We start from the raw sequence: 16175 nt of genomic DNA on the forward strand, positions 1-16175 counted from the left end.
TCCCTAATCAGTTATTACTCGCGTGGATTTCTTGCCAGATCTTTTTACAATCGGCATCAAACGCTTGGCCATTACCGCTATGTGCGGCATCGATGCACTTTTGATAATCCATCACGCGCACCGTTTCTTTCTCGGCAAACTGTTTATTCTTTTCGTCTTGTTTCAATACGTCCAATACCGCCTGACATGATTTCAGTTTTTCTGGCGAACCTTCGGCAGTATTAATACAAGCACTGTAAGCCTGCTTTAATTTGGCATCTTCTGGTGGTGCGGTAGGCTGTGCACAAGCACTTAAACCCACAACCGCAGCGACGATCAGCATCAGTTTTTTCATTGTTTTGATCCTTTAAGTTTCCCCGGCGTTACCACCGGGGACATCATCAGAAGATAGTGAATGGTGCGATAACCATGAATTTGACGTCTCGTTCATCCTGGAAGATGTTGCCGTAACCACCGCCCCAGCTTGGGATATCAGAATGGTTGTCGTATTGAGTGAAGTGCAGTTTGAACAACGTTCCTTTAGCACGACCCTCTTGAATGGTATACATCGCGTCGAGACTGTAAGCGCTCTCTTTTAAGCGCTGACTTTGATCGTAAATCGGGTTGGTGCTAGGTTTGGCATCCCAGGCATAGACGTAAGAACCGCCAACCGCCATACCCGGCAGGTTCCACTTGCTCAAGTCATACATCACACCGGCATAAACCGCTTTTTCGCCGTTGGCGTTGAAGTCAGAACGGTTATCCCACCACACGTCTAAACGACCATTGGAGGAAGCGTAAGTGGGTGTCATACGTTGCAGGAAGTAGCCTTGGTTACCTTCGGCCTTGACCATGGTGCCTTCCAAACGCCAGTTGAATTGGCCGGTGGTGTAACCGAAGGTCAGCGCCTGCAACCATGCCAGACCATCATAGATGCTGTTTGGATCGCTGCTATCGCTAATACGATCTTCAGTACCGTAGAACTGATAGCTAGTCGTCAGCGGGTTGCCCATGACATCGTCAAACTTGTAGGAAGCCTTGGTAAAATACTGGTTTACATATCCCTGTGCTTGGCCGAATGCGGCTTCCAACACCAGGTTATTTTTGAAATCATACTTAGCACCTAATGAATGCAGGTAAGAAACGCCAGTAGTTTTATCGTTTTGACGGAAATCATCCATCTCGATATGCCACGGAGACTTGTATTCATCGGTCCACATGTAAGAGAAACTCAGCGCACCTGCATCACCATAATCGAAGTTAGCACCGGCTTCCGCACCACGGTAAGTCCCTGGCATGAAGCTCCAATGTGGGGCGATCAACGTTTGCCCCGTTGGCTGGATGTAACCCGCACGTGCCCAGACTGGGCCATATTTGAATTTACCTGCTGCTTTGTACAGGCTGATGCCGCTCTTGTCACCAGCATAGGTTTCATCATAAGCGTGGTTACTGCTGGAGAAGGCAATTTCGTTTGGGTGACCGCTATCTTTAGCTTCGGCAATTTCAATCGCAGTAAATGCGGCAACATCCAGCCCGAACATGTCCCAAGCATAACCAGAGTTAAAATCTAGGTTCAGGTTGGCAGTGGCGTGTGACAAGTTGGTGGTATAAGAATTGTAATCAGGGTTTTTCACCACTACTTCTGTGCCATCAGGCTGAGTCATTGTCTTGGTAGGATTCAAATCTTTACGGTCACGTTCACGTTGCCAGTAGTAAATGCCGCCGGTCAGCGTTGAATCGTCGATAAACCCTTCAGCTTTAGCTTCAGGAGCCATTACAAACCCTGTTCCGAACATTGCACCCGCGACTGCGAGAGCTAGCGTTTTACGCTGCGCACCGTGACCCATGAGAAATTCCTCTTTGACTTTACTTTTAAAGTTGCGGCCGCCTGTGTTCACCACTGCCCTGCACGACCACTAATAAAACCCAATCGGGTAAAAAATTTGCTGGGGGAGAAAATCCGACAGCACTTATTGCTACAACTAGACTATTTTTCGCGACGCGAATTATCAAATGAAAAATGAGAAAGATTTGTCAAAGTATGACAAAGAGCACATATCTATGAGAATTTGTTACATCCATCAAATAGATGACTTTTGAATAAAAAATTCAATAAAATCAGAATAACTAGAGATACACATGAAAATAGAAAGGAGATTGAAAGGTTTCAGCTTGATAAAAACAAACACTTAGGAGAAAAACTGGGAGCGCTCTCTAAATGACATTAATTCGCATCGCGAATATATAAATACGGGTTGTATAATTCATGATTTATATAAAAAAAACTGATAACTGGTGATTTAACGAGAGCGCTCACAAAAAATATTGCTGCTGATGGGAAAAAAGAAATGTGAATAATGAGAGGTTGCTGCAAAAAATAAAAAAAAGCGCGACCAAAGTCGCACTCAAAAAATGACGAACGGCACAGGCGTTGAGTTACCCCAAGAAATCACCGTGACCATGATATAGAGCTGGCGCTATAATACCGCCAGCTCATTCAGTGTATTAGGGTTTTTTTCGACCATTTTGAGCAACAAAACAGCCTGCTTATTGGGTTTCGCGAGTCCCTGTTCCCAGTTCTGCAACGTTGTGACGCCGGTATGCAGATACTGTGCAAAAACTGCCTGAGAAAGTTTCAGCTTTTCACGAACAGCCTTCACCTCTGCAGGCGTCATTGATGCAGGTTTAACGCTGACGCGATGTGTGCGCAACGTTATCTTCCCCTCGTTGAAGTCGCTCCACGCCGTCATGCCTTCCTGCAGTTCACCAAAAATGTCACGTTCTGTCATCATTCCACCTCTTTTTGGCCTGTTCAAGCATTCCGCGCAACAGATCTCGCTGCGTTTTCGTTAAATCGTCTTTCTGATCTTTGTCATACAAGGTGAATAGCAGGAAATGGGACTTTTCCAGATACCAGTAATAGATAACCCTTATCCCGCCACGCTTTCCTTTATTGCGTTTCGAATCGCCAAAGCGCCCCTTACGCAACCCACCGGTATGCTGGAGCACATCGCCACACGTCGGTTTTTTCAGCAACATCTGCTGAAACTCTCGAAATTCATCGTCGGTAAGGTACTCACCACGATGCCGCTCAAACGGTGGTAACTCGACAAATAGCGCTTCCATATCGCCCAGATCTATCCTTAACTTGGTGATAATATATCCCCGCCATGGGGACGATTCAAGTCATCCCAGTGGAAAATATCCACTAAAATGAGACGAAATTATATGAGTTGTCGATCATCAGACTGATCGGCGTCAGCCTATATCGTCCCCAATCCCGTAAGGATTAGGTGAAACTTGATGGCCAGTTACCGCAAAAAGCCCCTGTTCTTTTCTTAAGAACATGACGCAAATTTTGGCGAATGATAAGAATTAAAAAGCAGAAAAGAAGCTAGTGCCGTAGAACGGCATCAACAACTTGAGCGCGACTTTGGTCGCGCTCAAGAAATGATTTTTTCAGGCCATTTTAGCCGTCAATCTTGGCCCAAGTATCACGCAGACCAACGGTACGGTTAAATACCAAATGCTCGGCTGATGAATAGCGGTTGTCAGCACAGAAGTAGCCTTCACGCTCGAATTGATAGGCTTTTTCAGGCTGTGCAGCGGCTAGGCTTGGCTCGACAAAACCACGCTTGATAACCAGTGACTCGGTGTTAATGGTAGCGAGGAAGTCCTCTGCCGCGCCAGGATTCGCTACGCTGAACAAACGATCGTACAAGCGGATTTCCGCAGGTACTGCGTGTTCAGCAGAAACCCAATGGATCACACCTTTCACCTTACGGCCATCGGCAGGATCTTTGCCCAGAGTTTCAGGATCGTAGCTACAGAAGATAGTGGTAATTTCCCCTGCTTCATCCTTTTCTACACGCTCGGCTTTGATCACGTAAGCATTACGCAGACGAACTTCTTTACCCAGCACCAAACGTTTGTATTGCTTGTTGGCTTCTTCACGGAAGTCAGAGCGATCGATATACACTTCACGGCTGAACGGCACTTGGCGGCTACCCATTTCCGGTTTGTTCGGATGGTTAGGCATAGTGACCATCTCGGTTTCTGCCGACATGTTTTCGATAACCACTTTAACCGGATCCAACACCGCCATCGCGCGTAGTGCGTTCTCGTTGAGATCGTCACGAATACAAGATTCCAACGCCACCATTTCAATGTTGTTGTCTTGCTTAGTCACGCCGATACGTTGACAGAACTCACGGATAGAGGCTGCGGTATAACCACGACGGCGCAGACCAGAAACGGTCAGCATACGTGGATCATCCCAGCCCTCAACCACTTTCTCTGTCACCAACTGGTTCAGCTTACGCTTCGACATAATGGCGTATTCGAGGTTCAGACGAGAGAACTCGTACTGACGCGGATGACATGGAATCGTGATGTTATCCAGCACCCAATCGTACAGACGGCGGTTGTCTTGGAATTCCAGCGTACACAGCGAGTGGGTGATCCCTTCCAACGCATCAGAAATACAGTGGGTGAAATCGTACATCGGATAGATGCACCACTTGTTACCGGTCTGATGGTGTTCAGCGAACTTGATGCGATACAGCACCGGATCGCGCATCACGATAAATGGCGATGCCATATCAATTTTAGCGCGCAGGCAAGCGGTACCTTCAGCAAAGCCACCAGCACGCATTTTCTCGAACAACTCGAGGTTCTCTTCAACAGAACGATCGCGGTATGGGCTATTTTTACCCGGCGCAGTCAAAGAACCACGGTATTCGCGGATCTGCTCTGGTGACAATTCGTCAACGTAAGCCAGACCTTTGGTAATCAGTTCAACCGCGTATTGGTGCAGTTGATCAAAATAGTCAGAAGAGTAACGGACGGCACCGCTCCACTCGAAACCAAGCCACTCAACATCGTGTTTGATTGAATCAACAAATTCGATGTCTTCTTTTACCGGGTTGGTGTCATCAAAGCGCAGGTTGCACTGCCCTTGATAATCTTTGGCAATACCAAAGTTCAGGCAGATCGACTTCGCGTGGCCAATATGCAGATAACCATTTGGCTCCGGTGGGAAACGGGTATGCACCGACGTATGTTTCCCAGACGCCAGATCTTCATCGATGATCTGACGGATAAAATTGGTTGGGCGGGCTTCAGCCTCACTCATTTCACTATTCCTCGAATGCAAAGCGCTTACACATAACCGCCTATGTTCCAACAAGCCACGCCCGGAAACAACCGTTTGTTTCAGGAAAATGCGCACTCCTTTGTCAACGCGCAATTTAAGCATAAAAAAGCGGGAAGAGACTGCTCTCTTCCCGCCAAGGCTAAAATACTACTCAGGTAAAACTATGCTTATTTCTGGATCTCGAACAGCTTAGTCTGGCCAGCAACCACGTTGCCGCTTGCCAGCGCCGTCAGGCCGGCATAATCATCCGAATTGCTGACCACAACCGGGCTGATCATTGAGCGAGCGTTAGCGTTCAAGTACTCCAGATCCAGTTCAAGGATTGGCTGACCGGCTTTCACCTCAGCACCCTCTTCCACCAGACGTTTGAAGCCTTGACCGTTCAGAGCAACGGTATCGATCCCCATGTGCACCACAATCTCTGCGCCTTTGTCTGTTTCCAGACAGAATGCGTGGTTGGTGTTGAAGATTTTCACCACGGTACCGTCAGCCGGTGCCACAACGATTTTGTCAGTTGGACGAATCGCCACACCATCACCGACTGCTTTACTGGCGAAGGCTTCATCTGGCACCTGATCCAGCGCTATAACTTCACCCGTTACTGGAGCAACCAGCGTTTGGAAAGAAGTTTTCGCTGCGTTTGGTACGGCTTGTGGTTTTGCTTCGGTCATTGCGGCGGCCGCTGCTGCAGTTGCTGCTACCGGACCTGCGGCAATAACAGTACGCATTGCACTAGCAATCAGTTCAGCACGAGTACCGACGATCACTTGAACACTTTGCTTGTTCAGACGAATCACACCAGAAGCACCTATACGTTTCGCTACCGCATCGTTAACCAACGCAGAGTCTTTGACGTTCAGACGCAGGCGGGTGATACAAGCATCAATACCGGTCAGGTTGTCACTACCCCCGATGGCGCCAATGTAGCGGCGAGCCAAGGTTGTGGTTTCGCTCTCGTCTTTTTCACCCGCAACGTTAGTGTCATAACCGTCAGTTTCGTCACCAGCAACAGCCAGTTCGCGACCTGGGGTCATCAGGTTGAATTTGGTGATAGTGAAGCGGAACACCAGATAGTAGATAGCGAAGAACACCAGACCTTGTGGGATCAGCATGTACCAGTGTGTCGCCAGCGGGTTACGCGAAGACAGCACCATATCCACCAGACCGGCACTGAAACCAAAGCCAGCAATCCAGTGCATGGATGCCGCGATGTAGACAGAGATACCGGTCAAGATAGCGTGGATCACATACAGAACCGGAGCCACGAACATGAAGGAGAATTCCAGTGGTTCGGTGATACCGGTGAAGAAGGCAGCAAACGCCCCCGCCATCATGATACCCAGTACTTTCGCCTTATTTTCAGGACGTGCACAGTGGTAGATAGCCAGCGCTGCACCCGGCAGGCCGAACATCATGATTGGGAAGAAGCCAGCTTGATAACGACCGGTGATACCCACAACCGCTTTACCGGACTCGATGGACTGAGCACCACCCAAGAAGTTAGGAATATCGTTGATACCCGCAACGTCGAACCAGAACACGGAGTTCAGTGCGTGGTGCAGACCGACCGGAATCAACAGACGGTTGAAGAACGCGTAGATACCCGCGCCAGCAGAACCCATTTTCTGAATGTATTCACCGAAGGTCACCAGACCGTTAAAGATCACCGGCCAGATGTACATCAGAATGAAGGCAACCAAAATCATCAAGAAGGAGATGAGGATCGGCACCAAACGGCGACCACTGAAGAATGACAACGCTTTCGGCAGCTCAACACTGCTGTAACGGTTGTAAACTTCCGCAGAAATAATACCCACCAAGATACCGACGAACTGGTTCTGGATTTTACCGAACGCAGCAGGCACTTGGTCGAGAGGGATTTTCTGGATCATCGACACAGCGGCCGGTGAACACAGCGTGGTTAATACCAGGAAACCGACAAAGCCGGTCAGTGCAGCCGCACCGTCTTTGTCTTTGGACATACCATAGGCAACACCAATGGCAAACAGCACCGACATATTGTCGATGATGGCAGAACCAGATTTAATAAAGAAAGCAGCGAGGGCACTATCGCCGCCCCAACCAACAGGGTCAATCCAGTACCCGACGCCCATCAAGATGGCGGCGGCAGGTAGCGTGGCGACCGGAACCATTAAGGCCCGTCCCACTTTTTGCAAATAACTAAGAATGTTCACCTTTTCCCCCTATTTGTCCGCGGACGGACCCTATTAGTAGTTATACCCTTCATTCTTCAAGCCGCCTCGACGCGGCTAAAATTACTTTGGGTTTATTGAGCTAACTCTCTACCTTTTTATTTAAAAATAACGCATGGCACGTATTACTCATGCGGAGTGTAAAAAAATTATTTCGTATCGCAAATTAAAACCTCGTTTTTTGTGATAAACATCACCAAAAACCAGTCTTAACCTGCCACATTGCTAGCCATCGCACAAAACTTATTTTATGATTCAAAAAATCAACTGGACTGAGCATTGACGCGTAAACCCTAAAGCTGGGTTACGCTTAGAAGTCAAACTCAAGCCCGTTACAGTATAGCCACAGTTTACTTACCCAAGAGGTGTATGATGAGACTTATCCCACTGAAAGATACCGCACAAGTTGGCAAATGGGCCGCTCGCCATATCGTGCAGCGCATCAACGCATTCAAACCGACTGCCGATCGCCCGTTCGTGTTGGGCCTACCAACAGGTGGTACGCCGCTGGAAGCTTACAAACACTTGATCGCGATGCACAAAGCAGGCGAAGTGAGCTTCAAGCACGTAGTGACCTTTAACATGGACGAATATGTGGGCTTGCCGCAGGAACACCCGGAAAGCTATCATACCTTTATGTACCGCAATTTCTTTGATCATGTTGATATCCCACGTGAAAATATCAACCTACTGAACGGTAATGCACCAGACGTTGATGTCGAGTGCCGTCAATACGAAGAAAAAATCCGCTCTTATGGCAAGATCAACCTGTTCATGGGTGGCGTAGGCGTTGATGGCCACATCGCATTCAACGAACCAGCTTCTTCTCTGGCTTCTCGTACCCGTATCAAAACGCTGACCGAAGATACCCGGATTGCCAACTCCCGCTTCTTTGGCGGCGATGTTAGCCAAGTGCCTAAATATGCACTGACCGTGGGTGTCGGTACTTTGCTGGATGCCGAAGAAGTGATGATTTTGGTGACTGGCCACGCTAAAGCTCAAGCGTTGGAAGCCGCAGTAGAAGGTAACGTCAACCATATGTGGACCATCAGCTGCCTGCAATTGCACAAAAAAGCCGTTGTAGTGTGTGATGAGCCATCCACCATGGAACTGAAAGTCAAAACAGTTAAATACTTCCGTGAATTAGAAGCGGAAAGCGTTAAAGGTCTTTAATTTTTTAGGGGGCTATATGTTCGCTTTGACCCATTGCCGGATTTACACCGGCCACGACGTGCTTGATGACCACGCAGTAATCATTGCTGATGGCCTGATTGAACGTGTCTGTCCGCTAGCTGAACTGCCTGCAGGCATCGAAACGCGCGATCTGGGCGGCGCAATTTTAGCCCCCGGTTTTATCGACGTTCAGCTTAACGGCTGCGGCGGTGTGCAATTCAACGACACGATAGAAAACGTTTCAGAAAAAACGTTGGAAATCATGCAGCACGCCAACGAAAAATCTGGCTGTACCAGCTATCTACCAACGCTGATCACCAGTAATGACGAATTAATGAAGCGCAGCATTGATGTGATGCGCGCTTATCTGAAGAAAAATCCCAATCAGGCATTAGGTCTGCATTTGGAAGGGCCGTACCTCAGCACGGTCAAAAAAGGCACCCACGATCCTAAAATCATCCGCGAAGCCGATAAAGCGATGGTGGATTACATGTGCGCCAATGCGGATGTGATAACCAAAGTGACTCTGGCACCAGAAATGGTGCAACCACACTTTATCGCGCAATTGAAAGCGGCGGGTATTGTGGTTTCCGCGGGGCATTCCAACGCCACCTACGAGCAGGCGCGTATCGGTTTTGCCGCGGGTATTACGTTCTCAACTCATTTGTTCAACGCCATGCCGTATATTAGCGGTCGTGAGCCGGGCTTGGCTGGAGCAATCTTCGATACTCCAGAAGTCTATACCGGTGTCATTGCCGATGGTCACCATGTGCATTGGGCGAACATTCGCACCGCTAAGCAGTTGAAAGGTGACAAATTAGTGCTGGTCACTGATGCCACAGCACCCGCAGGCGCTAATATTGAGCAATTTATTTTCGCTGGAAAAACAATATACTACCGTGACGGGTTGTGTGTAGACGAAAACGGTACCCTGAGTGGCTCTGCACTGACCATGATCGAAGCGGTGCAGAACAGCGTCGAACATGTCGGTATCGCGCTGGATGAAACGTTGCGTATGGCAACGCTGTATCCAGCTCGCGCTATCGGTGTGGATCAACGTTTGGGTACCATTGAAGCCGGCAAGGTAGCAAACCTGACTGCATTCACCCGCGACTATAAGATAGTCAAAACGCTCGTTAACGGTAACGAGGTTTAATTAACGAACAGCGAGTAACATTATTGATGAGCACTGGCGGCCAGGCACAGATAGGAAACGTAGATTTAGTTAAGCAGCTTAATAGCGCGGCAGTCTATCGCCTGATCGACCAACAAGGACCGATCTCGCGCATTCAGATTGCAGAGCTCAGCCAGCTTGCCCCCGCCAGTGTCACCAAAATTACTCGCCAACTGTTGGAGCGCGGGCTGATCAAAGAAGTCGATCAGCAAGCCTCCACCGGTGGTCGTCGCGCCATTTCCATTGTTACTGAAAACCGCCAGTTCCACACCATTGCCATTCGTCTTGGCCGTCACGATGCCACCATCACGTTGTACGACATGAGTGGAAAATCGCTGGGCGAGGAGCACTATGCCCTGCCAGAACGCACACAGGAAACATTGGAAAATGCGCTGTTTACTGCCATTGCACAGTTCATCGAAGGTTATCAACGCAAACTGCGTGAGCTGATCGCTATTGCGGTTATTTTGCCGGGCTTGGTCAGCCCTACTCTCGGCGTTGTGCGCTACATGCCACATATCAGCGTCGATAACTGGCCGCTGGTTGATAACTTACAGCAACGCTTTAACGTCACCAGTTTCGTTGGTCACGATATTCGTAGCTTGGCATTAGCCGAACATTACTTCGGTGCCACTCGCGATTGCGAAGATTCTATCTTGGTACGTCTGCACCGCGGGACGGGTGCGGGGATCATCGTTAACGGTCAGATATTCCTTGGCAATAACGGTAACGTTGGCGAAATCGGCCATATCCAGATCGATCCGCTCGGTGAACGCTGCCACTGCGGTAATTTTGGCTGTCTGGAAACCGTGGCCGCCAACGCAGCTATCGAACATCGCGTGCGTCAATTATTGGCTCAAGGTTATCCGAGCAAATTGACGCTGGATGACTGCAGTATCGCCACCATCTGCAAGGCCGCTAACCGGGGCGACTTATTGGCTAGCGAAGTGATCGAACACGTGGGTCGTTATCTCGGTAAAGCCGTTGCCATCGCCATTAACCTGTTTAACCCGCAAAAAGTCGTGATTGCCGGGGAAATTACCGAAGCCGAAAAGGTGCTGCTACCCGCCATTCAAAGCTGTATCAACAACCAAGTGTTGAAAGATTTCCGCAAAAATCTGCCCATCGTCACTTCAGAGCTCGATCACCGCTCAGCCATTGGTGCTTTCGCCCTAGCCAAACGGGCGATGCTCAACGGCGTATTGCTGCAGCGTTTACTAGAAAGCTAATCTGCCTGCTGGCGGGTATGCTATCTTCGCGTTTTACCCGCCGTAATCATGAGAAATAACCATGGCTATCAAAAATATCATCTGTGACATCGACGGCGTATTGTTGCATGACAACACCGCCATTCCGGGTGCCGCACCATTCTTGGCTCGCATTCAGGAACAAGGCATGCCGCTGGTGGTACTGACCAACTACCCATCGCAAACCGCGCAAGATTTAGCAAACCGTTTTAGCGCTGCCGGTCTGGATGTACCAGAAAGCGCATTTTACACTTCTGCCATGGCGACGGCTGATTTCCTGCGGCGTCAGGAAGGTAAAAAAGCCTATGTGGTTGGCGAAGGTGCGTTGATTCACGAGCTGTACAAAGCTGGCTTTACCATTACCGATATCAACCCAGATTTCGTGATCGTCGGGGAAACCCGTTCCTACAACTGGGACATGATGCATAAAGCCGCCTATTTCGTAAAAAATGGCGCGCGTTTTATTGCTACCAATCCAGATACCCACGGTCATGGCTTTGCTCCTGCCTGCGGTGCCCTGTGCGCCCCGATCGAGAAAATCACCGGCCGCAAACCGTTTTATGTCGGCAAACCGAGCCCGTGGATCATCCGTGCTGCGTTGAATAAGATGCAGGGGCATTCAGAAGAAACGGTGATTATCGGCGATAACCTACGTACCGACATTTTGGCAGGCTTCCAAGCGGGTTTAGAAACCATTCTCGTGTTGTCTGGCGTTTCCAAAATGAACGATATCGAAAGTATGCCGTTCCGCCCGAGCTATATTTTCCCTTCTGTCGAGGATATTAATATCTTCTAAAATAATGGCGATTGTTCTGGTCGCCATTGCTTTATCCCTCACCACACAACATTTTTTTCTGGTGTTATTTTTTATTACATCACCACACCTCATTATATTGAATTTTATTTATTCATAACCTCATGAAAGTTTCACTCTACTCTCGTTAAAAACCAGCAATATAAATTCATGCCCAATGGCATAGATAAAAACACTACTGATTAATAACGAGGCTTAACTATGAACACGATGACTAACTTGAACGCGACTATTACCGATGACGCTTCAGCAATGCCAGATATGACCAATAAAAAGATCATGATGGGTTTTTGGCATAACTGGTTAGCCGGTGCCAGCGATGGTTACCAGCAAGGCCAATTTGCCAATATGAACCTGACTGACATTCCCGCAGTGTACAACGTGGTAGCCGTGGCCTTTATGAAAGGTGTCGGCATCCCCACATTCAAACCCTATAACCTGAGCGATGCCGAGTTCCGCCGTCAGGTTGGCGTGCTAAACAGCCAAGGGCGCGCAGTACTGATTTCACTGGGTGGTGCTGATGCTCATATCGAACTGAAAACCGGTGACGAAGATGCACTGAAAGATGAAATTATCCGTCTGGTTGAGACCTATGGTTTCGATGGTCTGGATATTGATTTGGAACAAGCTGCCATCGGTGCAGCGAATAATAAAACCGTATTGCCAACTGCATTAAAACGAGTCAAAGATTATTATGCTGCGCAAGGAAAGAAATTCATTATTAGCATGGCGCCTGAATTCCCTTACTTACGTACCGCTGGTAGCTACTTGGATTATATTTCTGCGCTAGAAGGTTATTACGACTTTATCGCACCGCAATATTATAACCAAGGCGGTGACGGTATTTGGGTTGATGAAGCCAATGGTGGCGCTGGTGCCTGGATCACCCAAAATAACGACGCAATGAAAGAAGACTTCCTCTATTACCTGACCGAAAGTTTGGTGACCGGGACTCGTGGTTATACCAAAATTCCATCAGCTAAATTTGTTATCGGTTTGCCAAGCAATAACGATGCCGCAGCGACCGGTTACGTGGTTGACCCGCAGGCAGTGTACAAAGCGTTCCAACGTTTGGATGCCAAAAGTCTGTCGATCAAAGGGTTGATGACCTGGTCAGTTAACTGGGACAACGGCAAAAGCAAAACCGGCGTGGCTTACAACTGGGAATTCAGCAAACGCTATACCCAACTGATTCAGGGCGGCGTACTGCCACCAGAGCCAGAAAAACCAGCCGCACCCACCGGGTTGGTGGTCTCAGATTTAGCAACCACTTCGCTGAAACTGAGCTGGACAGCTTCCACCAGCGTCAACCCAGTCACCAGTTACACGGTTTATCGTAATGGTACTGCGGTGGCTCAAACAGCAAACCTGTTCCTGCAAGACAGCGGCCTAACGGCTAATACGCAGTACAGCTACTTCGTCACTGCAACTGACAACAAAGGCACTCAGTCAGTCCCCAGCAGCACGCTGACCACACAAACTGCTAGCGACGGCACTACGCCACCAAACCCGGTAGCACCGTGGGAAAACAACCACAGCTACAAAGTGGGCGATGTTGTGACTTATGCAGGTAAAAAATACACCTGTATCAATGCTCATACATCCAATATGGGTTGGACTCCAGATGTGGCCTTCACTCTGTGGCAACTAACCGCATAACTTGAATAAATAGGTTGCCGGTAAAATTTGCTGGCAACCTATCCGTCACCGACAAAAAATAGAGATTCGATAATTATTTCAGCCTAGAAATGAATATACGCTAATTTTAAACACCTGCTAACCCACTATTTCTCAGCATAAGATTAAAACGCTTGCATCCTCTTCCTGTTTTGACGCATTTTCATAAACACAACGCAGCAAAAGCGCGCCATCTTTGATGAGCCAATCTTGTTGCCCATAACAACATCACAGTCATAAGAAAGTCGTAGGAGAAATGGGTATGTGTTCTATTTTCGGTATTCTCGACCTGAAATCCGATCCCATCGAGTTGCGTAAAAAAGCACTCGAGATGTCACGCCTGATGCGTCACCGTGGCCCAGACTGGTCCGGTGTTTACGCCAGCGATAAAGCCATTCTGTCACACGAACGTTTATCGATTGTCGACGTTAACAACGGTGCTCAACCTTTGTATAACGCGGCGCATACCCATGTTCTGGCAGTTAACGGTGAGATTTACAACCATCAAGCTCTGCGCCAAAAACTGAGCGAAAAATATGAATTCCAGACGGGCTCCGACTGCGAAGTGATCTTGGCGCTGTATCAAGAAAAAGGTCATGAGTTCCTCGACGATCTGCAAGGCATGTTCGCCTTCGCACTGTATGACACAGAAAAAGACGCCTACCTGATTGGCCGCGACCATCTGGGTATCATTCCGTTGTACATGGGGCACGATGAGCACGGCAACCTGTATGTCGCTTCAGAAATGAAAGCGCTGGTACCAGTTTGCCGTACCATTAAAGAGTTCCCAGCGGGTAGCTATTTGTGGAGCCAAGACGGTGAAATCCGCGAATATTATCAGCGTGATTGGTTTGATTACGACAACGTCAAAGACAACGTGACCGACGCCAACACCCTGCGCACCGCGCTGGAAGATGCGGTGAAAAGCCATCTAATGTCCGACGTACCTTACGGCGTATTGCTGTCCGGCGGTTTGGATTCATCCGTCATCTCTGCCATTACCAAGAAATATGCCGCTCGCCGCGTAGAAGATGACGAGCGCAGTGAAGCTTGGTGGCCGCAGTTACACTCCTTTGCCGTTGGCCTGCAAGGCTCGCCAGATCTGAAAGCGGCGCAAGAAGTGGCTAACCATCTAGGCACCGTGCACCACGAAATTCACTTCACCGTGCAAGAAGGCTTAGATGCTATTCGCGACGTGATTTACCACATCGAAACCTACGACGTGACCACGATTCGGGCATCCACACCCATGTATTTGATGTCACGTAAAATCAAAGCGATGGGCATCAAAATGGTGCTATCAGGTGAAGGGGCGGATGAAGTATTCGGCGGCTATCTGTACTTCCACAAAGCGCCAAATGCCAAAGAGTTCCACGAAGAAACGGTGCGTAAATTACTGGCCTTGCATATGTATGATTGCGCACGTGCCAACAAAGCGATGTCCGCCTGGGGTGTTGAAGCCCGCGTTCCGTTCTTGGATAAAAACTTCCTTGATGTCGCCATGCGCATCAATCCGAAAGACAAGATGTGCGGCAACGGCAAAATGGAGAAACATATCATCCGTGAATGTTTCGAATCCTATCTGCCTGCCAGCGTCGCTTGGCGTCAAAAAGAACAGTTCTCCGACGGTGTCGGTTATAGCTGGATCGATACATTGAAAGAAGTGGCTGCGAAGCAAATTACCGATCAACAGCTCGAAACGGCAAGTTTCCGCTTCCCGTACAATACGCCGACCTCGAAAGAAGGCTATTTGTACCGCCAAGTCTTCGAAGAGCTATTCCCATTGCCAAGTGCTGCAGAATGCGTTCCCGGTGGTCCATCCGTGGCCTGTTCATCAGCCAAAGCGATTGAATGGGACGAATCATTTAAAAAGATGGATGATCCATCTGGCCGTGCTGTCGGCGTACACCAATCCGCCTATCAATAAATCCTGCATTATTGATCCCCAAGGCGAGCCACTGTGCTCGCCTTTTTTGCTGGCATTTTCAACCATTAATTACCTGAATTGGTGCTTTTATCACCAACCTGTTCACAAGCCAGACAAACGAGCCATTTGGGTATCTTTTCGGGAAAAAATTAGTTGACGCAAAACGACCATATACGCATAATGCGCCCCGCAACGCCGATGAAGGTGGCGCAAAAAAGATGGCTACGTAGCTCAGCTGGTTAGAGCACATCACTCATAATGATGGGGTCACAGGTTCAAATCCCGTCGTAGCCACCATCTTTTTTTTGCGGGAGTGGCGAAATTGGTAGACGCACTAGATTTAGGTTCTAGCGCCGCAAGGTGTGCGAGTTCAAGTCTCGCCTCCCGCACCATTTCCTTCTTCGAGTTGTAAGCAGCAGATGGGGTATCGCCAAGCGGTAAGGCACCGGTTTTTGATACCGGCATTCCCTGGTTCGAATCCAGGTACCCCAGCCATCTTTATGATGGGTTGCTGTTGGAAGTGAGTACATTGGTGGGGTATCGCCAAGCGGTAAGGCACCGGTTTTTGATACCGGCATTCCCTGGTTCGAATCCAGGTACCCCAGCCATACTCACCTTCACAATGGCTACGTAGCTCAGCTGGTTAGAGCACATCACTCATAATGATGGGGTCACAGGTTCAAATCCCGTCGTAGCCACCATCTCTTGGGGTATCGCCAAGCGGTAAGGCACCGGTTTTTGATACCGGCATTCCCTGGTTCGAATCCAGGTACCCCAGCCATATTCAAGAAAGCTCGCTTAAGCGGGCTTTTTGCT

General features: G+C 48.8%; 12 protein-coding genes and 6 tRNA genes. 12 read left to right on the plus strand and 6 right to left on the minus strand.

The window, feature by feature from the left end; translation table 11 throughout:
- Nucleotides 1-7: 7 nt before the first annotated feature.
- From chiQ to nagE, 6 genes are all read right to left on the minus strand, one after another.
- Nucleotides 8-334, minus strand: coding sequence for a ChiQ/YbfN family lipoprotein (chiQ, locus tag AC3ISQ_RS15805; RefSeq protein WP_489348009.1), 327 nt, complete (start codon nucleotides 332-334; stop codon nucleotides 8-10).
- A gap of 46 nt (nucleotides 335-380) precedes the next feature.
- Nucleotides 381-1826, minus strand: coding sequence for a chitoporin ChiP (chiP, locus tag AC3ISQ_RS15810; protein WP_489348011.1), 1446 nt, complete (start codon nucleotides 1824-1826; stop codon nucleotides 381-383).
- Between the two features lie 630 nt (nucleotides 1827-2456).
- Nucleotides 2457-2768: a helix-turn-helix domain-containing protein gene (locus AC3ISQ_RS15815; protein ID WP_489353335.1), complete on the minus strand. Its 312-nt coding sequence runs from the start codon at nucleotides 2766-2768 to the stop codon at nucleotides 2457-2459.
- Nucleotides 2755-3105, minus strand: coding sequence for a toxin (locus AC3ISQ_RS15820; RefSeq protein WP_489348012.1), 351 nt, complete (start codon nucleotides 3103-3105; stop codon nucleotides 2755-2757). Before AC3ISQ_RS15820 ends, AC3ISQ_RS15815 begins: the two co-directional genes overlap by 14 nt.
- Nucleotides 3106-3448: 343 nt before the next feature.
- Nucleotides 3449-5113: a glutamine--tRNA ligase gene (gene glnS, locus AC3ISQ_RS15825; RefSeq protein ID WP_489348014.1), complete on the minus strand. Its 1665-nt coding sequence runs from the start codon at nucleotides 5111-5113 to the stop codon at nucleotides 3449-3451.
- 188 nt (nucleotides 5114-5301) lie between these two features.
- Nucleotides 5302-7329, minus strand: coding sequence for an N-acetylglucosamine-specific PTS transporter subunit IIBC (nagE, locus tag AC3ISQ_RS15830; protein ID WP_489348016.1), 2028 nt, complete (start codon nucleotides 7327-7329; stop codon nucleotides 5302-5304).
- A gap of 390 nt (nucleotides 7330-7719) precedes the next feature.
- Between nagE and nagB the strand changes: the two genes are divergently transcribed.
- The 12 genes from nagB to AC3ISQ_RS15890 all read left to right on the plus strand — a co-directional run bounded on the left by nagB (nucleotide 7720) and on the right by AC3ISQ_RS15890 (nucleotide 16140).
- Nucleotides 7720-8520 carry a glucosamine-6-phosphate deaminase gene (gene nagB / locus AC3ISQ_RS15835; RefSeq protein ID WP_489353336.1) on the plus strand — a complete coding sequence of 267 codons (801 nt, stop codon included), beginning with the start codon at nucleotides 7720-7722 and terminating at the stop codon, nucleotides 8518-8520.
- A gap of 16 nt (nucleotides 8521-8536) precedes the next feature.
- Entirely contained in the window at nucleotides 8537-9676 is a 1140-nt protein-coding gene (gene nagA / locus AC3ISQ_RS15840; protein WP_489348018.1) for an N-acetylglucosamine-6-phosphate deacetylase, read from the plus strand.
- A 26-nt stretch (nucleotides 9677-9702) separates the two neighbouring features.
- Complete coding sequence (nagC, locus tag AC3ISQ_RS15845; RefSeq protein WP_489348020.1) at nucleotides 9703-10923, plus strand: DNA-binding transcriptional regulator NagC; 1221 nt, start codon at nucleotides 9703-9705, stop codon at nucleotides 10921-10923.
- A gap of 61 nt (nucleotides 10924-10984) precedes the next feature.
- Complete coding sequence (locus tag AC3ISQ_RS15850; protein WP_489348022.1) at nucleotides 10985-11737, plus strand: HAD-IIA family hydrolase; 753 nt, start codon at nucleotides 10985-10987, stop codon at nucleotides 11735-11737.
- Nucleotides 11738-11956: 219 nt separating this feature from the next.
- Nucleotides 11957-13414 carry a carbohydrate-binding protein gene (locus tag AC3ISQ_RS15855; protein WP_489348024.1) on the plus strand — a complete coding sequence of 486 codons (1458 nt, stop codon included), beginning with the start codon at nucleotides 11957-11959 and terminating at the stop codon, nucleotides 13412-13414.
- 280 nt (nucleotides 13415-13694) lie between these two features.
- A complete protein-coding gene (gene asnB, locus AC3ISQ_RS15860; protein ID WP_489348026.1) occupies nucleotides 13695-15359 on the plus strand; it encodes an asparagine synthase B in 1665 nt (554 codons plus the stop codon).
- A 220-nt stretch (nucleotides 15360-15579) separates the two neighbouring features.
- Nucleotides 15580-15656, plus strand: a tRNA-Met gene (locus tag AC3ISQ_RS15865).
- A gap of 10 nt (nucleotides 15657-15666) precedes the next feature.
- Nucleotides 15667-15751 (plus strand) — tRNA-Leu (locus AC3ISQ_RS15870).
- Nucleotides 15752-15779: 28 nt separating this feature from the next.
- Nucleotides 15780-15854, plus strand: a tRNA-Gln gene (locus AC3ISQ_RS15875).
- Between the two features lie 38 nt (nucleotides 15855-15892).
- Nucleotides 15893-15967 (plus strand) — tRNA-Gln (locus tag AC3ISQ_RS15880).
- 16 nt (nucleotides 15968-15983) lie between these two features.
- Nucleotides 15984-16060: transfer RNA gene (locus AC3ISQ_RS15885), tRNA-Met, on the plus strand.
- A gap of 5 nt (nucleotides 16061-16065) precedes the next feature.
- Nucleotides 16066-16140 (plus strand) — tRNA-Gln (locus AC3ISQ_RS15890).
- The last annotated feature ends 35 nt before the right edge of the window (nucleotides 16141-16175 follow it).

Source organism: Serratia sp. KH_031 (genome assembly GCF_057839655.1).

Excerpts from the sequence above, each read along its gene's own strand:
- AC3ISQ_RS15815 (WP_489353335.1), bottom strand. The coding sequence starts at position 2,768 with ATGACAGAACGTGACATTTTTGGTGAACTGCAGGAAGGCATGACGGCG.
- AC3ISQ_RS15850 (WP_489348022.1), top strand. The coding sequence starts at position 10,985 with ATGGCTATCAAAAATATCATCTGTGACATCGACGGCGTATTGTTGCAT.
- asnB (WP_489348026.1), top strand. The coding sequence starts at position 13,695 with ATGTGTTCTATTTTCGGTATTCTCGACCTGAAATCCGATCCCATCGAG.
- AC3ISQ_RS15820 (WP_489348012.1), bottom strand. The coding sequence starts at position 3,105 with ATGGAAGCGCTATTTGTCGAGTTACCACCGTTTGAGCGGCATCGTGGT.
- nagA (WP_489348018.1), top strand. The coding sequence starts at position 8,537 with ATGTTCGCTTTGACCCATTGCCGGATTTACACCGGCCACGACGTGCTT.
- chiP (WP_489348011.1), bottom strand. The coding sequence starts at position 1,826 with ATGGGTCACGGTGCGCAGCGTAAAACGCTAGCTCTCGCAGTCGCGGGT.
- glnS (WP_489348014.1), bottom strand. The coding sequence starts at position 5,113 with ATGAGTGAGGCTGAAGCCCGCCCAACCAATTTTATCCGTCAGATCATC.
- AC3ISQ_RS15855 (WP_489348024.1), top strand. The coding sequence starts at position 11,957 with ATGAACACGATGACTAACTTGAACGCGACTATTACCGATGACGCTTCA.
- nagC (WP_489348020.1), top strand. The coding sequence starts at position 9,703 with ATGAGCACTGGCGGCCAGGCACAGATAGGAAACGTAGATTTAGTTAAG.
- chiQ (WP_489348009.1), bottom strand. The coding sequence starts at position 334 with ATGAAAAAACTGATGCTGATCGTCGCTGCGGTTGTGGGTTTAAGTGCT.
- nagB (WP_489353336.1), top strand. The coding sequence starts at position 7,720 with ATGAGACTTATCCCACTGAAAGATACCGCACAAGTTGGCAAATGGGCC.